This is a genomic window from Escherichia sp. KTE172 (genome assembly GCF_000408845.1).
GTDB lineage: Bacteria > Pseudomonadota > Gammaproteobacteria > Enterobacterales > Enterobacteriaceae > Escherichia > Escherichia coli.
In genome coordinates, this window is record NZ_KE137311.1 from 23,193 (window position 1) to 42,061 (window position 18,869).

Sequence of the window (18,869 nt, forward strand, 5' to 3'; positions counted from 1 at the left end):
TCAGGGAACGGCTTACGGGTGCGGGTCTGACGCAACGGACGCTGTACTGCCGGGTCATACACCCTACCAGTCAGCGTATCGCTCTCTATCGCTCTCTTTCTGAAGCCGGTTCAGATCGGCTTCCATTTGTGCGATACGGCGGGAGACTTTTTCGGAACGACTGCCGAAGTTCATCCGGCGGAGTTTATCCAGCTGCGCCTGCAGATGGTCTATTTCGCGTTCACGCTCGTTCAGCTTTTCCAGCAGGGCACGGTTCAGCGCCTCCTGTTCGGCAAGGAGACGTTTCAGTGCATTGATATCGTCAGGAAGTGAGCTGCTCATACCGGGTATATTACCAGGCTCATTCAGCGTCGACCAGGATAAAGAGGCTTACAACATAGTCAGGGACGTAAGCAGTCTTTTAGGCTGCCGCCAGTCGATACCTTCAAGGAGCATCGCCAGCTGTGCCGGTGTGAGGAACACTTTGCCATCCCGGGCTGACGGCCAGGCGAAGCGGCCGCGCTCCAGCCGTTTGGTCAGCAGACACAGTCCATCGCCGGTAGACCAGAGGAGCTTTACCTGACTGCCATTACGCCCACGGAAGATAAAAACGTGACCTGACATCGGATCGTCTTTCAGCGTCGTCTGCACCTTTGCCGCCAGGCCGTTGAAGCCGTTTCTCATATCGGTGATGCCAGCGACCAGCCAGATCTTTGTCCCTGATGGGGCACTGTTGCAAATAGTCGGTGGTGATAAACTTATCATCCCCTTTTGCTGATGGAGCTGCACATGAACCCATTCAAAGGCCGGCATTTTCAGCGTGACATCATTCTGTGGGCCGTACGCTGGTACTGCAAATACGGCATCAGTTACCGTGAGCTGCAGGAGATGCTGGCTGAACGCGGAGTGAATGTCGATCACTCCACGATTTACCGCTGGGTTCAGCGTTATGCGCCTGAAATGGAAAAACGGCTGCGCTGGTACTGGCGTAACCCTTCCGATCTTTGCCCGTGGCACATGGATGAAACCTACGTGAAGGTCAATGGCCGCTGGGCGTATCTGTACCGGGCCGTCGACAGCCGGGGCCGCACTGTCGATTTTTATCTCTCCTCCCGTCGTAACAGCAAAGCTGCATACCGGTTTCTGGGTAAAATCCTCAACAACGTGAAGAAGTGGCAGATCCCGCGATTCATCAACACGGATAAAGCGCCCGCCTATGGTCGCGCGCTTGCTCTGCTCAAACGCGAAGGCCGGTGCCCGTCTGACGTTGAACACCGACAGATTAAGTACCGGAACAACGTGATTGAATGCGATCATGGCAAACTGAAACGGATAATCGGCGCCACGCTGGGATTTAAATCCATGAAGACGGCTTACGCCACCATCAAAGGTATTGAGGTGATGCGTGCACTACGCAAAGGCCAGGCCTCAGCATTTTATTATGGTGATCCCCTGGGCGAAATGCGCCTGGTAAGCAGAGTTTTTGAAATGTAAGGCCTTTGAATAAGACAAAAGGCTGCCTCATCGCTAACTTTGCAACAGTGCCGAGGAAGGTGATGTCATTCTGGTTAAGAAGCTCGACCGTCTTGGCCGCGACACTGCCGATATGATCCAACTGATAAAGGAATTTGACGCTCAGGGCGTGGCAGTCCGGTTCATTGATGACGGGATCAGTACCGACGGTGATATGGGGCAAATGGTGGTCACCATCCTGTCGGCTGTGGCACAGGCTGAACGCCGGAGGATCCTAGAACGCACGAATGAGGGCCGACAGGAAGCAAAGCTGAAAGGAATCAAATTTGGCCGCAGGCGTACCGTGGACAGGAACGTCGTGCTGACGCTTCATCAGAAGGGCACTGGTGCAACGGAAATTGCTCATCAGCTCAGTATTGCCCGCTCCACGGTTTATAAAATTCTTGAAGACGAAAGGGCCTCGTGATACGCCTATTTTTATAGGTTAATGTCATGATAATAATGGTTTCTTAGACGTCAGGTGGCACTTTTCGGGGAAATGTGCGCGGAACCCCTATTTGTTTATTTTTCTAAATACATTCAAATATGTATCCGCTCATGAGACAATAACCCTGGTAAATGCTTCAATAATATTGAAAAAGGAAGAGTATGAGTATTCAACATTTTCGTGTCGCCCTTATTCCCTTTTTTGCGGCATTTTGCCTTCCTGTTTTTGCTCACCCAGAAACGCTGGTGAAAGTAAAAGATGCTGAAGATCAGTTGGGTGCACGAGTGGGTTACATCGAACTGGATCTCAACAGCGGTAAGATCCTTGAGAGTTTTCGCCCCGAAGAACGTTTTCCAATGATGAGCACTTTTAAAGTTCTGCTATGTGGTGCGGTATTATCCCGTGTTGACGCCGGGCAAGAGCAACTCGGTCGCCGCATACACTATTCTCAGAATGACTTGGTTGAGTACTCACCAGTCACAGAAAAGCATCTTACGGATGGCATGACAGTAAGAGAATTATGCAGTGCTGCCATAACCATGAGTGATAACACTGCTGCCAACTTACTTCTGACAACGATCGGAGGACCGAAGGAGCTAACCGCTTTTTTGCACAACATGGGGGATCATGTAACTCGCCTTGATCGTTGGGAACCGGAGCTGAATGAAGCCATACCAAACGACGAGCGTGACACCACGATGCCTGCAGCAATGGCAACAACGTTGCGCAAACTATTAACTGGCGAACTACTTACTCTAGCTTCCCGGCAACAATTAATAGACTGGATGGAGGCGGATAAAGTTGCAGGACCACTTCTGCGCTCGGCCCTTCCGGCTGGCTGGTTTATTGCTGATAAATCTGGAGCCGGTGAGCGTGGGTCTCGCGGTATCATTGCAGCACTGGGGCCAGATGGTAAGCCCTCCCGTATCGTAGTTATCTACACGACGGGGAGTCAGGCAACTATGGATGAACGAAATAGACAGATCGCTGAGATAGGTGCCTCACTGATTAAGCATTGGTAACTGTCAGACCAAGTTTACTCATATATACTTTAGATTGATTTAAAACTTCATTTTTAATTTAAAAGGATCTAGGTGAAGATCCTTTTTGATAATCTCATGACCAAAATCCCTTAACGTGAGTTTTCGTTCCACTGAGCGTCAGACCCCTGAGAGCAGAGATAGCGCTGATGTCCGGCGGTGCTTTTGCCGTTACGCACCACCCCGTCAGTAGCTGAACAGGAGGGACAGCTGATAGAAACAGAAGCCACTGGAGCACCTCAAAAACACCATCATACACTAAATCAGTAAGTTGGCAGCATCACCTCCCTGTTTAAAATCATAATTTGGTTGTTCTGTTCTTGAGTTATTAAGTAGAGTTCTTATCAGTGTTTGCCAAGCATGATTGATAAATTTATTTTCTGATTCTTTAAAATATCGTCTGATTAAAGCACATAAATCTTCGACACTTTTCTGACGAGCGCTAGCTGCCCAACGGCCCCCTTCGGTTTGCACCATTGAACGTTGTACACTGTCTCCTAACTGAGCGATAAATTTCTGTTCATCGTCAAGTTGCATGTTTTCATTTATGATTAATTCATACAAAGCAAGAAAAACAGCTTGATAGTAACGAGGACATTCTTGAGATGAAGATGCATTGCCCAGAATGTGTGATCTAAAGTTCAAATTATTTGCATCAAATAATTTTTGAATCATCTCATAAACGAAGAGGTAATTATTGACAATTTTATCTGCACCATTTGTCTGAATGTAATTCTCTAATTGAGTTCGTGTATGGATTGCATGACTCGTCGAACCTTCACCGTAAAATGTATCGAGCGATGTTGATCCTGATGTTGGCTTATCATCTAAAAATATATAGCCCAAGATATTTGCAACTAACTCTTCATCGTCAGAGTCTCTAATGCTAGGCCTACTAATGATATGATTTCTAATATAGAAATGATTGTCTATATTTATTCCATAATCGAGTCCATCATTGCAAATTGATATGTTATGTATTTTATTCAGTCCCATTATATCGCTATGTGTAGTATCTCCTCTTATAATTGTCGATATTTTCCTTACTAACTCTGAAAAATTACTAACGCACCCCGCACTTCGTAGTTCTTGTTTTGATAAAATTTTACCATTGGAATTTATGCGTCGAAACACTTCGTCAATGTGGTCCTCTGTTGAAGAGTATTCAGATATAGCAAATCTATAGCGAGCAATTAATGTAGAACTTTCGCGGGATAGCACTGGCTCTTTTTGTTGAAGTTTACCACTGTCTTTTAGTTGTTTTGTTAATGCAATGGCATCTAAATTAAAGTATTTACCATTTAATGAAAATCGCTGCTCAATAAAACTCATTAAAGCTTCTAGTCTTTGCATTCCATCAAGGATTTCTCTTTTGTTGTCAATGGAAACAAACAATAGCAAAGGGATAGGGTATTGCTGAGTCATTGATGAAATCAGTGCTGTTTTCTCTTCGAGGGACCATACTAATTTTCTTTGGTATCTTCGATTTATAATTAATTTATCATCCAGATACCACTCGTATAATTCTTCTGCTGTCTTGGAGTCAATATCTAAGTTTTCATTAGCCATTAGATGTATCTCGAGTATTTAGTTAAGAAACTGATAGGTCAGTATTTGCATCAATGTTCATTGAATTTGTATCCGAAGTCAATCTGATGTAGGAACTTCAAAACTGCGCAAAACACGCAAATACGCACAAGAAAGTAGGGCTGCGCTTGGAATTCGGAAAATAAACCACATCAAAACTACTTTTTAGCCAAATAACGTTTGGGAATCACCAGAATGGTGGGACAACAGCGGTTTTAGTGCCCTAAATCGTACGTTTTCATCCAGTTGCCCCTCAAACCCCATGTTCAAGTCAGAATAGTGGACAGGCGGCCAAGAACTTCGTTCATGATAGTCTCCGGAACCCGTTCGAGTCGTTTTCCGCCCCGTGCTTTCATATCAATTGTCCGGGGTTGATCGCAACGTACAACACCTGTGGTACGTATGCCAACACCATCCAACGACACCGCAAAGCCGGCAGTGCGGGCAAAATTGCCTCCGCTGGTTACGGGCACAACAACAGGCAGGCGGGTCACGCGATTAAAGGCCGCCGGTGTGACAATCAGCACCGGCCGCGTTCCCTGCTGCTCATGACCTGCGGTAGGATCAAGCGAGACAAGCCAGATTTCCCCTCTTTCCATGTCAGATTTCCTCCTGACCAGTCGCCGGTGCATCCAGCCATTCTCGTTCTTCAGCTGATATTTCAGCATTCGGATCACACTGTGCCAGTAGCTCAGCCAGTGAATATTGCGGGCGTCTGTACGGCTCAACAATCAGCCGGCCATTATCAATGACCATGCCAACTTCATTATCTGTGCCCAGAGACAGCGCATTCAGCAGTGCCGGTGGGACGGTCAGCATAACTGAGCCGCCAACCCTCTTCAGTCGGGTGGTATGCATTCTTCACCTCCATAAAAGTTATATTTAAATATAACATCCACTAAAAAAACACACCAGGCTTTAACGCACAATGTTTAATAAAAATATAACTTTCAACCAAACAGCAAACCCAGCGTGGTTGCTTCCATATGCAGCAATACCGGCAGCAGCAGGCCACCACTTCTGATCCTGGCCACTGATGTAATCAACCCCACCAGGAACAGTTCTGCCAGTGTCAGCAGGTTCTGATACTGGCTGTGCGCGGCGACGAACAACAACGACGTTATCAGCGCCCCCAGCCACATCGTCCAGCAGTACCGTGAACGGAAGACGTTCAGCATAATCCCCCGGAACAGCGTTTCCTCATTCAACGGGGCAAGGATAAAGATGGTCAGCAACGTCAGGATCACGTCAGGTATGGACTTATCGGCAAAAAGTTTCGTCATAAATGGCTCAGCAGGCAGAGCCAGCGCCTTACCGAGCAGAAATACACCGACATACACCACGGCCATCGCACCGACCAGCCACGGTACGCCAACGTTGCGCAGCTGACCAACGACCGGTAGCGGAGCTATCCAACGGCGGTATACCAGGAAAACACACAGCAGGTACATCAGAACAGTACCATGACTGAAGAACAAATAGTTTTTTCCTGATCCATAAAGCAGAACGGCCTGCTCCATGACAAATCTGGCTCCCCAACTAATGCCCCATGCAGCCAGCATAACCAGCATAAACTGCAGATATTGATTACGTGTTTGAATCATTGCATCGCCTGTAAATTTTTAACTTGTCCTATTTTTGTCATTACCACGTATATACACATGTATAACAATTCAGATATCGTTACCAGGATATGCCGCATCAGCGGCATGGAAGGCGGCACTCTGTTGTTTCATATGATACAGGAGTAAAACCGCCGAAGCCCGGCGTAAGCCGGTACTGATTGATAGATTTCACCTTACCCATCCCCAGCCCTGCCAGACCATACCCGCTTTCAGCCATGAGAGAGCTTCTGTGCGCGGTCGGAGTGGTCCCGACGAGGGTTTACCCGAAGTCGGGGCGTATCTCCGCGTTAGCGGGCCGTGAGGGCCGCTTACGAGCGTGTACTGAGAACTTCCAGCGAGAAGACTGACAGCGATGAAGATGTAGTTACAACATTCATAATTAAAAGCGACTCTGTTCCGGCCCTTTGGGCCGGGGCGGGGCCGCTTTTCAGTTATGAGGGAGGGGCTTTGTGATTTCGGTTCTGCGCTGGACCGGGGTTTTCCTGGTGGTTGCATTTGAGTGTTGTAACTAAAATGGCTCAGGTTGGGGCCCGCCGCTTGCGGTGGGAGGTGCATATCTGTCTGTCCACAGGACAGGCAGTGAATAGGTTTTCTTTTTAAATGAATGTAATTAAGTAGTTTAAAGGAGATATAAACAGGTGTTTAAAAGATACATTGCACCCTGTAACGCTGGCGGATGGCGCTTTATGACATGAACGGTTGTAACCTTATGGGGAAGTCCCTTGCAGTTTAATGTGGATAAGCAAAATTCCCCGTCTGTGAGGCGTGTTTTGTATCAAAAACAGAGAGAACCGGATGCATCTGAAAGTGGATGATGAGGTTGTTTTTTGTATGTGGTGCTGTTTTTTTCTGTACTGGCGGGCTTCAGACGTGCGGATTCCTCCGGCGCAGGCCGGATTATTCTGAGGAGGTCACTTTCAGGGGGAAGCGGTGGCCAGCCGGCTGTAATTGCGGTTACGTGACAGAATCATGCGCTCCTTCACACGACGCTCCACTTCACGTTTTACCGCCTCACGACTGGCAGAGAAGCGCCCTTCCGAGATTTCACGCGTCAGCTGCCGTTTCACCAGGGTGACGATATCCTGACGTTCCCTGTTCGCATCACGACGCGCACGGGCACGTTTTATTCCACGGGACTTAAGCTCTGTCTGGTAACTGCGGAAACGCTCACGCACAAAACGCCAGGCTTTCGCTATCAGCTCATCCATACCCAGGGTATCCAGCCCCTGCTTTTTGCGCTGTCTGTTTTCCCATTCCACACGGCTGCGGCGTGCGGAAGCCACCGCCTCTTCTGAGATATCGAGAGCGGCAAACAGCGCCGGTGTGAACGTGATATCGGTCGGAATGTAGCACCCGATAAGCGGGTCATATTCCGTCTGGTAGGTAATCAGTCCCAGCTCTGACAGGAACGTCAGGGCCCGGGTGGCTCGGGTGATGGAGAGTTTTCCTGCACCGGACTCTGTCGCCAGTCCGCACTCAATGGCCAGTGTGGTGATGGAACACTGGACGCGGTTGGCCAGCGGGTCATAGTGGAAACACAGCCCCTGCAGCAGCGCATCAATAGCCCGTCGACGCAGCACCGGTGGCATGCGTCGACGCAGGCCACGCGAACGGGCATGCGCCACATGAATGGCGAAATCAAAACGGGAGGTGAAGCCCACCGCCTTTTCCATCAGTTTTTCGCAAAACTTCAGCGTTCCGGCACCTTCACGGGGTGTAAATACCGGATTCGGGTTCTTTACCTGGCGGTAATACGTTTGTTGAAGATCAGTCACACCATCCTGCACTTACAATGCGCAGAAGGAGCGAGCACAGAAAGAAGTCTTGAACTTTTCCGGGCATATAACTATACTCCCCGCATAGCTGAATTGTTGGCTATACGGTTTAAGTGGGCCCCGGTAATCTTTCTGACTCGCCAAAGTTAAAGAAGATTATCGGGGTTTTTGCTTTTCTGGCTCCTGTAAATCCACATCAGAACCAGTTCCCTGCCACCTTACGGCGTGGCCAGCCACAAAATTCCTTAAAACGATCAGCAATCTAACATCTCATCACTGAAACAGCAAGAAACGCAAATATTCACAAAGATTTTCTGCGCTTAACCTCTGACTCTATCAGCCACTCAAGCATCTGTGCCTGAGTGATCCCGTCTTCATCAGCAAGCTCACTTAACTTTTCTTTCAGTCGAAGCTGAATGACGGCATGAAACGCTTTATGAGTGGCACTCCTTCTTGCAAGAGACGCTTTTTGTCGTTCTCTCGCAGGAACAGGATTACCCCTTCTGTAAGGTCGTTTTTTTCCCGATGAGGAAGTCTCTGCATTTACTGTCTGCGACATCTCGCCTCCTCTCTTCTCAGACAGGGATCGTTTCGCAGAGGATACTACAGTTTTTTGAAATCAGCGACTTGAGAATTGTGACGAAGATCTGTGTTGGCGCACAAATCATGTCTGATTACTGTTGTTTAATGTGATTTTTGTTGCGAAATGGCTGAAAAAACAGGAAATGCCTTAACCTGTGTGCCGGCCCCGGGCGGGACCGGCGGTTTCTGGCATGTCGGGTGTCTGCCCCTGAAATACCCCACACTTCCGGAAAGCGGGGACTTCCGCCCCCGCCCGGCAGCTTACTTCCGTGCTTCGTAGGCCAGAGTTACCTGCACCACTGTATTTCCCCTGTGAATATTCAGCTCACATAACCGTTCCCTGAATATCAGTGAAAAACACAACACCGTGGCGCACACGGCGAGCAACCCGATAAGGGTATATTTCGTCATAAACTTTGACCTCTCTGCAAGGAAGAGGCTACAATCAGTAGTGCTACGTACTTCATGCAGGCCTCACGAGTTAATGGATTAACAAGTGGGGTCTTCGCATTTCTGGTACCTGCGTCTTGCCTGAACCAGAAAGGCTCAGACACCCGCCGCGATAATACCACATTCCCTGTTGCTGACCATTACCTCCATTTCCCGCTTTTAACTACAGAACTCGCTTTTCGTATGGCTCATGGCAATAAAATTTTCTTTACCATATGACAACGTTCCAATAATATTAAAGTTGTCTTTTAATTTTATGGCATCCTTTTCACTTACAGCGACAATAAGTTGTTTACCAAATTTTCTGGCCATCATTGCAAACTGCGATACTGCTGATCCACCACCTAAATCAGGCCACCCAACACAATTAAAAATAATTATATGCTCTTCACTATTCATTGCATCCCTGATAAAGGAGACGGCATGATCATTTCTCTCTGCATCTGAATCACTGTTAATCTGAGTGAAATCATAATATTTAGAATCTGGTACAGAATACCCCTTAAAAAAATTATCAACTCGGGAGTAAGTATTACCAACAATAAGAATGTTGTGTTCACATTTAATCATCAATTCTGACACATCATCATATTTCATATATTCACCATTATGAGATAAAATCTGGATACAGGTGGTTCCGGCTTTCCCCCTGTGCCACCATTTCCCGGTTTTTATTCAGAAACGCCGGGGACGGGGAAAACTTGCTTTTTCCCGTCCCCGGGGTTGGACAACTGAGCAACGCGAAGGCGTCAGTGGATTTTTATGATCCTTCCAGACTCTGCTTCCATTTTTTTCATATCCTGTTCTCTTACTGCGACTATCAGTTGTTTTCCTGATTTTCGTGCCACTCTGGCAAACTGCATGACGGCAGATTCATTATTCAAATCAGGCCATCCTGTACAATTAAAAATAATAATATGCTCACTGGCGTTCAGTGCATCCCTGATAAAAAATAACCGCATAATCATTTAATGTTCTGTCAGAACAACTGTAAATCTGGCTGAAATCATAATACTTATAATCAGTGATATTCAGTTTATTTAAAAAACCATCAACTTCAGAAGCTGAGTCCCACACTATAAGAACATTATGATTAGACGATGTGATTAATTCTGATACTGCCTGATAGTTCATTTGTTCACCTTTCATTAACAGAGAAATAAGTTAATAATGTAATATGCTTCATGCTTTTAAATATCGCATTTCAATGAGAACTCAATAGCCACAGAAATATCATTATTTCCGTGAGCGCCATACCCAGGGCGGAACAGGAGCGCTGTCTGCCCACAGACCACGTTTCTGCTGTCGTGCTTCTCCCTGCAGGACGGGAAGAACAGGATCGGTGTTGTACTGCTCATAAACCCATGCAGCGCCTGCACGGACCATAAAATGATTAACATTCATTCCGTCTGGTGCATAAACCTGCCCGAGAATACGACCATAACGATCTCGCTGAAAATATGTGACAGTAACCGTTTTTCCCGCAACCAGAGATTTCATTATTTTTTCAGACCACCGGCCATAGTCCTGTTTCTTTTCAGGTGCATCAATATTAACAAGACGGACACGCACCGGATGCTGAGATAACATGACGTCAATGGTATCACCATCCAGAACACGCACAACCCGTCCATGAATATCAGCAGAAAATACCTGACATGAAAAAACAAATAATACCACTGGTATATATTTCTTCATTTTACTCTCCGTCACTGATTACTTTTCGTGATTGCATGAATTCCATGCCGGGATGAATAACGGCTCACGTATCACGCCAAAAATAAACCGTTGAATTGTGATCAATTCGACAAAATAAGATGAGGTGGCTTAATACACATATGGCTATGTGTTACTAAAAACGCTGGTCAGCCAGCCTGACCAGACACATAAGAAACAAAGTCTCATGCATTATTCAGCCTTCTGATACCTGGAGTAACGGAGGCTGCTTTTTCTGTCACGTATTTCCCGTGACGGCGTTACCGGTTTCCGGGGGTAACATGTGACGGAGATTATATTTTTAATCTCCGTGTATTCATCATACCTGCTCTTACTGATAGGATAACTGTGTTATATCGCAGGCTACCGGATGTGGCGCTGAATATAACGGTCATAGATAAGTCATACATGCCCTGCTCAGGGGATTAGCGATAAGACGGACCGGGAGAGTCATCTCCCGGTTTTTCTTTATCCTGCCGCGAATACAGCCCGGCTGTCTGTCAGATTCACCGGACATAACCGTACTGTTATGCATGCTACTGTCACCTTCTGCTTCTTGAAATTCATCACATTTTTTATCCCTGCTGGCTTACCCGGGATGTGAAATATGTTAACTCTGTGATGTCCGTTTGAAAGACAGGGCAACTCCTTCTTACACCACTATAATAATAACGATCTGCCATATAAGCCTGATCCCCCGGAGCTCCGCGACGGGGGTTATTTTTATCGGCACTTACACCGGCATGCAGATGCCCTCTTCAGGGCAAAATCCCGCCATGCTTCACAGGGTGCCAGCCGGGCCGCATTCTGCCAGGCCTCAGCGGCTTCCCTGAAAAAACCACGAATCTCCTGACGGACGGCATGACGCCCCACGCGCTGATAGCGATAAATACCGCTGTGCTCAGATAATCCACTGGATACAGCCATTTTTTATCCCCCCTCTTGACCCGGCTCCCGGATTATGTCAGAAACATTCTGAAACATCCCTGAACGGTTGGGTGTTTTCTCCATCAAAACTCTGGATTTCTGTTTTCCCGATTTTTTCTCGCTGTTGCCCTCTGTCATACAGAGGGCTCTTTTATTCCGCCAGGATCGCCCGCAGCTCATCCTTGATCCGGTTCTGTCTGCGCACCTTTTCCAGGCGCGCCTGCGCATACTGTTCTTCTTCCTGTGTGATATGTTCTGTCACATAGCCTTCCGTATCATAGCGGCAGGCGCCGGCTTTCATTGCACACAGATAACTTTCCGAACGGGTGATAGCTTTCAGCGCCCGGCTGAGTTTTTTATGAGAGAGCGGGATATTCCGCTGAAACACCTCATCCAGTAAAACCTCCCGGATACCACAGGCAAGAAGCCTGGGCGTGTTACCGTCAAACAATCCCGGCCACCAGGGTTTCAGAGTGTTCACCGCCTCATCCAGCGAGGGCAGCGTCAGATAAATGGACAGCGCCTGTCTGGCCTGCGCTTTTTTTGCCGCCAGCTCCGCTTCCCGGGCTGCTTTCTCGGCCAGCTTCTGCTTTTTCACCTTCCACTTTGGTGGCGTGGTGACATTGATGATGGTTTTCCGCCTGCGGACAGGCGTCTCCCCTTCCGTTTTCCGCTTCAGTGTCAGTACCGGTCGCTTCTGCTCTGTCATGCTGTGTTCTGCCTCTGACGAATCATCCTGTTACGGTCAAAGATACCACACCCGTCACAGCGCCAGAACGCCCAGCACAGCCAGATGACAGGCGTAGAATACCGGGAAAAAATCCCCGGGCCAGAAACGGGGTAATGATTTTCCTGCACAGGACACCAGACCAACGGTCAGCACCGTCATCACAAGACCAGCCACCGCCGCTGCATCACTGGTGGCAAGGTTAAGCGCCGGAATAACAGCCAGCAGGCAGGCGACCAGCGCCAGACGTTCCGCTCTGTCTTCCGCCCGGTACAGCCGGTGGCTGACTGCCAGCATCAGCAGCCCGGCAATGCCGTAACTGGAGCCGGACAAAGGCCCCCACAGGGCCATCAGAAGAATGGCCGCTGCTGTACGCCACCCACTGCGCGTTTCACACCACGTCAGCACCTGTGCCGCCACTGCAAAGGCAAACAGGATATTCCCCTCATACCAGGGAAAGCCGGCCAGATAATATGCGAACTGGGCAATAATTCCCCATCCCCACAGCCGGTTAATGGCCGGTTGCCGGATATGCGCATGACGGGACAGATTCAGCCCCCACACCAGGGCAAACAGCGGAAAGGCTCCTCGCCCGGCCAGAAACATCCATTCCTGCTTCAGCTGGAATATCAGATTGATGTGGTCCAGTACCATCAGCACCAGTGCCACCGTTTTGATGATATCCCGCTGTCCGGGTGACCAGACCAGAAATGACTGAAACCAGGTATCGGTCCGTGCAGCCAGTGAATCGTTACGTGTCGTGTTCGTGTTATCCGTTGTCATCAGCGTTTATCTTCCTGTATCAGTCTCCGCCCAGGGTTTTCTCTTTCTGCAGGTCACGGACCATATCCCGCTCCATCTGCTGAAGTCGCTCCTGCAGCAGATTTTCCCGGGCAATTTCCCTGACAGCTTCCCGCACCCGTTGAGGTTCACGCAGCACACTCTCCGGCAGCGCGGCTTCCCGTTCAGTTATGGCAGCCCGGTCACGCTCCTGCCCGGCAATCTCCCTGACAGCCTGCTCTGTTTTGCCATCCGGCAGGTCAGGTTTGTTCTCTGCCATTTTACGGACAATTTCATCTGCGCGGCGTTCCGTTTCACGACGGATGGCCTCTTCAGCCTGCCGCTGTGCCAGCACCTCTGCCGTGACCGGTTCGCCATTTCCGGCTCCCGGCTGGACACTGTTGTCCGGGATATCCCCCCACACGCGACCACCGGTGATGGCACCGGGATTCCACGGACGACCTTCACCGGCGATTCTCACCACCACACCGCTGTCAGGATTATCACGGGCAATCCGGACACCATCCTGCATATTATCAGCCAGCAGGCTCTCTCCGTTACGGCTGCCCTGCAGGGCCACGAACTGCGCATCCCCGCTGCCTTTCACCCGTCCTTCACCACTGAATCCCCGCAGCCCGTTTCCGTCATCCGTGGTCAGTGGGTTCAGCCAGATACCTGCTGACTTGCCGTTACGGTCAAACGCCGGCAGTGCCACATACGGCTGCGGATATTTGCGCCCCGGTGCAATAAACCGTGCCGGACTGTCTCCCCCGGCCAGCCCCGCCTGACGGAGAACAGCACGCCCTGCCGCCACGTCCCGCAGTTCCCGCGCCGTACTGAACAGCCGCTCTGCATTCATGACCTCCCGGTCCGGTTTCGGCTCCAGCACATCGTGGGCAGTTCCTTTCTGTACGGCATTGTTAATGGCATCCGTCCAGCCCTGACGGTTATCGGTGTACACCTGCACATGCTGCTTCATACGCGACAGGGCCACGTAGGCTGACTCAAAGCCGGCCATCTGTTTCCGGTTACCTTCCGTGCCTTCAAGCGCGATGGCAAAGGTTTCACTCGCCCCCTGCGCACCGTGGGCAGTGATGGCATAGGCCAGGTCAATATGTTGCTCTGCCCGCTCCTGGCCGGGGCGAATCACCCGGGTCTGCTGTCCGTCCGATAGCGTGACACTGTCACCGGAAACCGCTGTCACCGTCCAGACGCTGTTGGCCACATAACCGCGCTCCCGGTCACTCTTCGTGAAGCGCATCCGGTCGCCGGTCCCCACCCGGATTTTGTCTGGTGTGTACAGTGTGACACCTTCAGCCACCGCCTCCCGGGGCGAAATCAGCCGCGTGTTACCTTCCGCATCCTGCAGGGTTATCAGCCCGTCATCCTTGCTGATACCGGCAATCCGGTGATACACACTATCCACCAGGGCAAGGGCATCCGGGGTTTTCTCCCAGGTGGAGAGACGACGCAGTTCTCCGTCACGTATATTCGCTGTGTTCAGGACAGGCACCATGACCTGCTCTTTGCCCAGCTCACCGGCCTTTTCCCGTGCATCATGAATCATGCTGTTCAGTACGCGCCGGTCCTCATTCAGGTGCGTGACAATCAGCGTCTGCTCCCGTGCTTCCGGTGTCCTGCCGGTATAGTCGCGGACAATGGCCTCATACAGTGTCATGGGGATATCCGGGAAAGCCTCGCCTTTCAGCATCGCCTTCTGCTGCGCTTCTGCCAGTTTCGCTTCCTGGCTGTGACTGAACTCCGTCACGGAGTGCTCCGGTGCCCATGCGCCCTCCAGACGTGGCACCTGAGACGGTTTCACACTCTCAAGCCCGGACAGTGCCCTTTCCACATCCCGGTTAATCAGGCTGTATACCGCCTCCCGCAGTTCCGGCGTCTGACGCACAATCTCCTTCATGATGGCCACATCGGCAGCACTGCGCGTCTGCTGGAGACGGAAAGGCTGACCGGGCGCGATGGCCTGCAGCTGGTCCGTGTCACCGCTGGCCACAGCACGACCGCCACCGGCCGCAATCAGGGCGTATGCCCGTGCCATGTCGGTATTGCCCACCATTGAGCTCTCATCGAGCAGAAACAGCGTGTTGCTGAAATCCGGCGTTTCTCCGCTGCGCTGCTGCAGCTGCGTGTCATGCAGAAAGGACGCCAGTGTCTGTGCATCCACGCCGGCGCTGCGCATCTCACCGACCGCACGGTGCGTGGGCCCCAGCCCCACAACCCGGGGACGCTCACTCTCCGGCAGCATGTTCACGGCTGACATCACCGCCCGGAACTGAGTGGTCTTACCCACACCGGCATACCCCTGTACCACCGTGAAACGGTCGGACGTTTCCAGTATCATACGGGTGGCGGCACGCTGTCCCGACGTTAACGTCTCCATGAGTTCGCCGGGTACTCTCTCCATCAGCGGCGTGACCGCCTCCTTGCCTTCGAGAATATGGCGAAGAATGCTCTTTTCTGCCTCATACGACGCACGGGAAACCAGCAGGCCTGTGCCATAGCCTTTTGCCACATCCACATACAGTAAGTCACCGCGTTTTATCTGCGCATTGATTTCCCCTCCCAGTTCAGTAAAACCGGTTCCTTCTGCAGCAAACGACTTCGCCTCTGTCAGCAGGTCCACCATGCTGAAGGCCAGGTTTTTACTTTCCAGCACAGGAAGGGCCAGATGAATGGCCTGCTGTGCCGGCGTGTGCAGCCCGGCTTTCTGCAGACTGATAGCGGTTTCCAGCAATGTCTCACCGGCCCGCGCCTTTATCTGCTCAGAAACCACCGTAAAGGACGGATGGCGGGCGAGTTTTTCCGCAGTACGGGTTTCATCCAGTGAGGAATACAGCCGGACATCACGACCGCTGCGGGCCAGACCGTTCAGGGTGGCGTTGTCCATTGCCATCTGTGTGACGGAGGCAAACACCGTCGCACTGTCACTGACGGAATGCCCGGGCGTTTCCACCCAGCCGTTCTCCAGCTTCAGTGCCGTGAACGGTGAATCAGCCACAGGCAGGGTGGCCGGTTCAGCCCGCCCCGGCACAACAACCGTCATCGCATCTTCACTGACGGATGCCACCTGCAGGCGGTCACCGCCGGAGACGCGGAGTCCGGGAATTTTCCCTGTCACCCTCAGTCGCTCGCCGTCTGCCACCGGCATTTTTTCCGGCCGGAACAGCGACCAGCTGCTGTCCAGGGAGGAAATACGCACCACCTGCGTTTCGCCCTGCGCATCCCGCAGGGTCAGGCTGTGACTCTGCGCCGTCACCCGGTCGATAACATAGCGGTCATGACTGCGTGTCTCCGGGTTCCACTGCTCCATCACCATCCCCGGTCGGTACATATCCCGCAGATAACGGCTCCGGCTGTCCAGCCAGACCGGTGACAGGGCGGTCATGGTCACCTCCGGGTGTCCGAGCACACCCTGTGTTTTCAGCTCACTGCGAATGGCCTGTGTCAGTATGGCCTGTTCCCGTACCCCGCTGACCTGTGCCACGCTCTCTTCTCCGGCTTTCACGCTGGCCGCAAAATCTCCGGCCAGCCGGTCATAGCGGACATTCCGGTCCGGTTCACTGATGATGGTTGCCGGTCGCTGTTCTCCGCCCTGCCAGCGATACGTGTTCACCCCGGCATCCTTCATGGCCATCAGCGCACTGCCTGTACCGGTTCGCTGCCCGCTGTCGGTTATCAGGACCTGTACGTTATGACGTGCGGCACCGTCCAGCAGGGTTAACGTCTCTTTCAGGGAGAGTTTTTCGCCCTGGTCGACGATAACGGTACTGCCCGGCGTGAAGGCCATGCCCTCCTGCAGCTGACGACGTCCGGTTATCAGCTCACCGGACAGCCGTTCATCCTGCTTCAGGTTCATCTGCGAGCGACGGTCAGCGGCGATAATCTGCACCTCCCGCCCCTGCTCCCGGGCCATCATTGCCAGTTCAGCCACCCGCTCACGCTGCCCGGCTGCACCGCCCTGCCCGGACACAATGGCCAGCGACGGGCGATCCTGTGCCAGAACACTGACGGCATCGCTGTAACCGGCCGTCCGGGGGACACTTTTCTCCGGATGTACGGTCACCCGGTTCTGTTTCATGATGTCACGACTGAGTGCCCGGACTGACAGCTCATCGAGCACATGAATCCCGGACGTGAACATCCCCTTCTCACGATCGAGGGGGATAAGCTGCTCACGGCTGATGGCCTCATCGATACCGGCGCGTGCCCGTTCAATCACACCATTTTCCGGCGGCAGTATGCCGACCGTCCTGGCCAGCACGTCCGTGTACGTGAACTGCACTTTTCGTTCACTTAATCCGGCAATCGCCTGTGTCACCGCCTGCTGCACATCCGGCCCGTCCTGTGAAGCTGGCCCGGGCGCCTGCGTGCGGGTCTCCGCACGCTGATCCGCCGCGTCACGATATGCCCGGATGTCGAACCCGGTTTCCTTCAGCGTCTGCATCCATTCAGCCATTCTGACTTCAGGATCGACGTGCTGTTTGGATTTTCGCGTATCCAGTGCCGCCACATCCCGGGATTTCAGCGAGGCATCTTCCCCGACGGCCTCCCGGATAGCCTGTGAGCGTCCGGAAAAGGCCTCCACCGGTACGCCCGGCATCTCCCACATACCGTGCTTACCCACCACTTCGGTTTCATAGCCCAGTGACTCAACCTGCTCTTTCAGTTTTTCCCGGTAGAGCCTGCCAAAGGCAATCTGATTAGCGTACACATTCTCAATGAACCCCGTTTTCCCCACTTTGTCACTGCTCAGTGTCTTCCACTCACCGTTATGCTGCGTGACATTAGCCACCACCGCATGCGTGTGTAACTGTGGTTCCTGATCGCGACTGGTGTCGTGGTTAAACAGTGCCATCACCAGATTACCGGTCAGTACCGTTTCTGACTGTCCGTCCGTCATCACCCGTGTGGAGGCCAGCGCCTCCACCTGACGAACAGCAAAGTCCACGGCCTGGTTATGTGCATCAATCAGGCGCTTATCGCCACCTAACATGGCCATCATGGAGACACTTTTGGGGGCGGAGAAGGTCAGGTCGTAGCCGGGACGATGCTTATTACTGCCATCCTGCATGCGGCTTAGATCCGCTCCGTCCGGCAGCCTTCCCTCCAGAAGACGGGTAAAAACATCCTTATCGACACTGCCCTGCAGTCCCAGCTGTTCAGCCCCCTTGCCGGCCCAGCGTTCTCCCATGCTGCCCAGTACATAGTAATTATCCTTGTCGGTATAATAGTTACCGGCACTTCCGGCCGATCTGACCTGCGCGATACTCATCATCAGAAATCATCTCCCGGCTCAACATCCTCCCCACGCTCCCGGTGCACATTAATGTTCATCTCTTCACGACGCTGCATCTGCTGCTGGATGTCCGGATGATTTTCCTGTTGCCATGCCTCATAAGCGGCCATATCCACCACTTCACCGGATTCACTGATCCCGGGTGGCAGTTGCTGTTCCATCTCTTCTTCCGGTTTCATTTTCAGCTCCTGCTCGATCCCCCCTGCCGGAACATTCACACCTGAATCTGACTTCTTATCGTTGATGGCAGGAGACACCGGCTGTTGCGGCTGTTGCGGCTGTTGCGGCTGTTGCGGCTGTTGCGGCTGTTGCGGCTGTTGTGGCTGTTGTGGCTGTTGTGGCTGTTGTGGCTGTTGTGGCTGTTGTGGCTGTTGTGGCTGTTGTGGCTGTTGTGGCTGTTGTGGCTG

General features: G+C 51.7%; 17 protein-coding genes and 4 pseudogenes. 3 read left to right on the forward strand and 18 right to left on the reverse strand.

Going from position 1 to position 18,869, the window contains the following annotated elements; all coding sequences use genetic code 11:
- Both G434_RS24305 and tnpB read right to left on the reverse strand, forming a co-directional pair.
- Nucleotides 1–321, reverse strand: a pseudogene (locus G434_RS24305) (transposase domain-containing protein); the annotation flags it as partial.
- A 48-nt stretch (nucleotides 322–369) separates the two neighbouring features.
- Complete coding sequence (gene tnpB / locus G434_RS0124430) at nucleotides 370–744, reverse strand: IS66 family insertion sequence element accessory protein TnpB (RefSeq protein ID WP_024193849.1); 375 nt, start codon at nucleotides 742–744, stop codon at nucleotides 370–372.
- Nucleotides 745–768: 24 nt separating this feature from the next.
- Between tnpB and G434_RS24300 the strand changes: the two genes are divergently transcribed.
- The 3 genes and pseudogenes from G434_RS24300 (at nucleotide 769) to G434_RS24290 (ending at nucleotide 2,961) form a co-directional block, all read left to right on the forward strand.
- The gene (locus tag G434_RS24300; RefSeq protein ID WP_001067855.1) at nucleotides 769–1,473 is read left to right on the forward strand and encodes an IS6-like element IS26 family transposase; all 705 of its coding nucleotides are present in this window, start codon (nucleotides 769–771) and stop codon (nucleotides 1,471–1,473) included.
- Nucleotides 1,474–1,525: 52 nt separating this feature from the next.
- A pseudogene (locus tag G434_RS24295) lies at nucleotides 1,526–1,918 on the forward strand (recombinase family protein); the annotation flags it as partial.
- A gap of 182 nt (nucleotides 1,919–2,100) precedes the next feature.
- Nucleotides 2,101–2,961: a broad-spectrum class A beta-lactamase TEM-1 gene (locus tag G434_RS24290; protein WP_000027057.1), complete on the forward strand. Its 861-nt coding sequence runs from the start codon at nucleotides 2,101–2,103 to the stop codon at nucleotides 2,959–2,961.
- A 149-nt stretch (nucleotides 2,962–3,110) separates the two neighbouring features.
- Here the strand turns inward: G434_RS24290 and G434_RS26560 are convergent.
- The 16 genes and pseudogenes from G434_RS26560 to G434_RS28790 all read right to left on the reverse strand — a co-directional run.
- Nucleotides 3,111–3,209 (reverse strand): annotated as a pseudogene (locus G434_RS26560) (IS1 family transposase); the annotation flags it as partial.
- A gap of 28 nt (nucleotides 3,210–3,237) precedes the next feature.
- Nucleotides 3,238–4,548: a GmrSD restriction endonuclease domain-containing protein gene (locus G434_RS24285; protein ID WP_001262765.1), complete on the reverse strand. Its 1,311-nt coding sequence runs from the start codon at nucleotides 4,546–4,548 to the stop codon at nucleotides 3,238–3,240.
- 284 nt (nucleotides 4,549–4,832) lie between these two features.
- Nucleotides 4,833–5,165 carry a type II toxin-antitoxin system toxin endoribonuclease PemK-mt gene (pemK-mt, locus tag G434_RS24280; protein WP_000439434.1) on the reverse strand — a complete coding sequence of 111 codons (333 nt, stop codon included), beginning with the start codon at nucleotides 5,163–5,165 and terminating at the stop codon, nucleotides 4,833–4,835.
- A 1-nt stretch (nucleotide 5,166) separates the two neighbouring features.
- A complete protein-coding gene (gene pemI, locus G434_RS29495) occupies nucleotides 5,167–5,424 on the reverse strand; it encodes a type II toxin-antitoxin system antitoxin PemI (protein ID WP_000557619.1) in 258 nt (85 codons plus the stop codon).
- A 92-nt stretch (nucleotides 5,425–5,516) separates the two neighbouring features.
- Complete coding sequence (locus tag G434_RS24270) at nucleotides 5,517–6,170, reverse strand: CPBP family intramembrane glutamic endopeptidase (RefSeq protein WP_000616807.1); 654 nt, start codon at nucleotides 6,168–6,170, stop codon at nucleotides 5,517–5,519.
- Nucleotides 6,171–7,108: 938 nt separating this feature from the next.
- Nucleotides 7,109–7,966: an incFII family plasmid replication initiator RepA gene (gene repA, locus G434_RS24265; RefSeq protein WP_016239092.1), complete on the reverse strand. Its 858-nt coding sequence runs from the start codon at nucleotides 7,964–7,966 to the stop codon at nucleotides 7,109–7,111.
- A complete protein-coding gene (gene tap, locus G434_RS0124435) occupies nucleotides 7,959–8,033 on the reverse strand; it encodes a RepA leader peptide Tap (protein ID WP_001365705.1) in 75 nt (24 codons plus the stop codon). Before tap ends, repA begins: the two co-directional genes overlap by 8 nt.
- Nucleotides 8,034–8,267: 234 nt before the next feature.
- Nucleotides 8,268–8,525, reverse strand: a complete 258-nt coding sequence (locus G434_RS24260; protein ID WP_000084404.1) for a replication regulatory protein RepA — start codon at nucleotides 8,523–8,525, stop codon at nucleotides 8,268–8,270.
- 284 nt (nucleotides 8,526–8,809) lie between these two features.
- Nucleotides 8,810–8,959: a Hok/Gef family protein gene (locus G434_RS26575; protein ID WP_001336447.1), complete on the reverse strand. Its 150-nt coding sequence runs from the start codon at nucleotides 8,957–8,959 to the stop codon at nucleotides 8,810–8,812.
- A gap of 198 nt (nucleotides 8,960–9,157) precedes the next feature.
- Entirely contained in the window at nucleotides 9,158–9,595 is a 438-nt protein-coding gene (locus tag G434_RS24255) for a hypothetical protein (RefSeq protein ID WP_000872609.1), read from the reverse strand.
- A gap of 152 nt (nucleotides 9,596–9,747) precedes the next feature.
- The gene (locus G434_RS30580; RefSeq protein ID WP_113365647.1) at nucleotides 9,748–9,966 is read right to left on the reverse strand and encodes a hypothetical protein; all 219 of its coding nucleotides are present in this window, start codon (nucleotides 9,964–9,966) and stop codon (nucleotides 9,748–9,750) included.
- Between the two features lie 268 nt (nucleotides 9,967–10,234).
- Nucleotides 10,235–10,696 carry a thermonuclease family protein gene (locus tag G434_RS24245; protein WP_000760080.1) on the reverse strand — a complete coding sequence of 154 codons (462 nt, stop codon included), beginning with the start codon at nucleotides 10,694–10,696 and terminating at the stop codon, nucleotides 10,235–10,237.
- A gap of 1,096 nt (nucleotides 10,697–11,792) precedes the next feature.
- On the reverse strand, nucleotides 11,793–12,350 hold the full coding sequence (locus tag G434_RS24240; RefSeq protein ID WP_000139329.1) for a fertility inhibition protein FinO: 558 nt from the start codon (nucleotides 12,348–12,350) through the stop codon (nucleotides 11,793–11,795).
- A 54-nt stretch (nucleotides 12,351–12,404) separates the two neighbouring features.
- Nucleotides 12,405–13,151 (reverse strand): conjugal transfer pilus acetylase TraX, encoded by a 747-nt coding sequence (gene traX / locus G434_RS24235; RefSeq protein ID WP_001530462.1) that lies wholly within the window; start codon nucleotides 13,149–13,151, stop codon nucleotides 12,405–12,407.
- A 19-nt stretch (nucleotides 13,152–13,170) separates the two neighbouring features.
- Complete coding sequence (traI, locus tag G434_RS24230) at nucleotides 13,171–18,441, reverse strand: conjugative transfer relaxase/helicase TraI (protein WP_016239093.1); 5,271 nt, start codon at nucleotides 18,439–18,441, stop codon at nucleotides 13,171–13,173.
- A pseudogene (locus tag G434_RS28790) lies at nucleotides 18,441–18,869 on the reverse strand (conjugal transfer protein TraD); the annotation flags it as partial. The gene traI and the pseudogene G434_RS28790, both read right to left, overlap by 1 nt.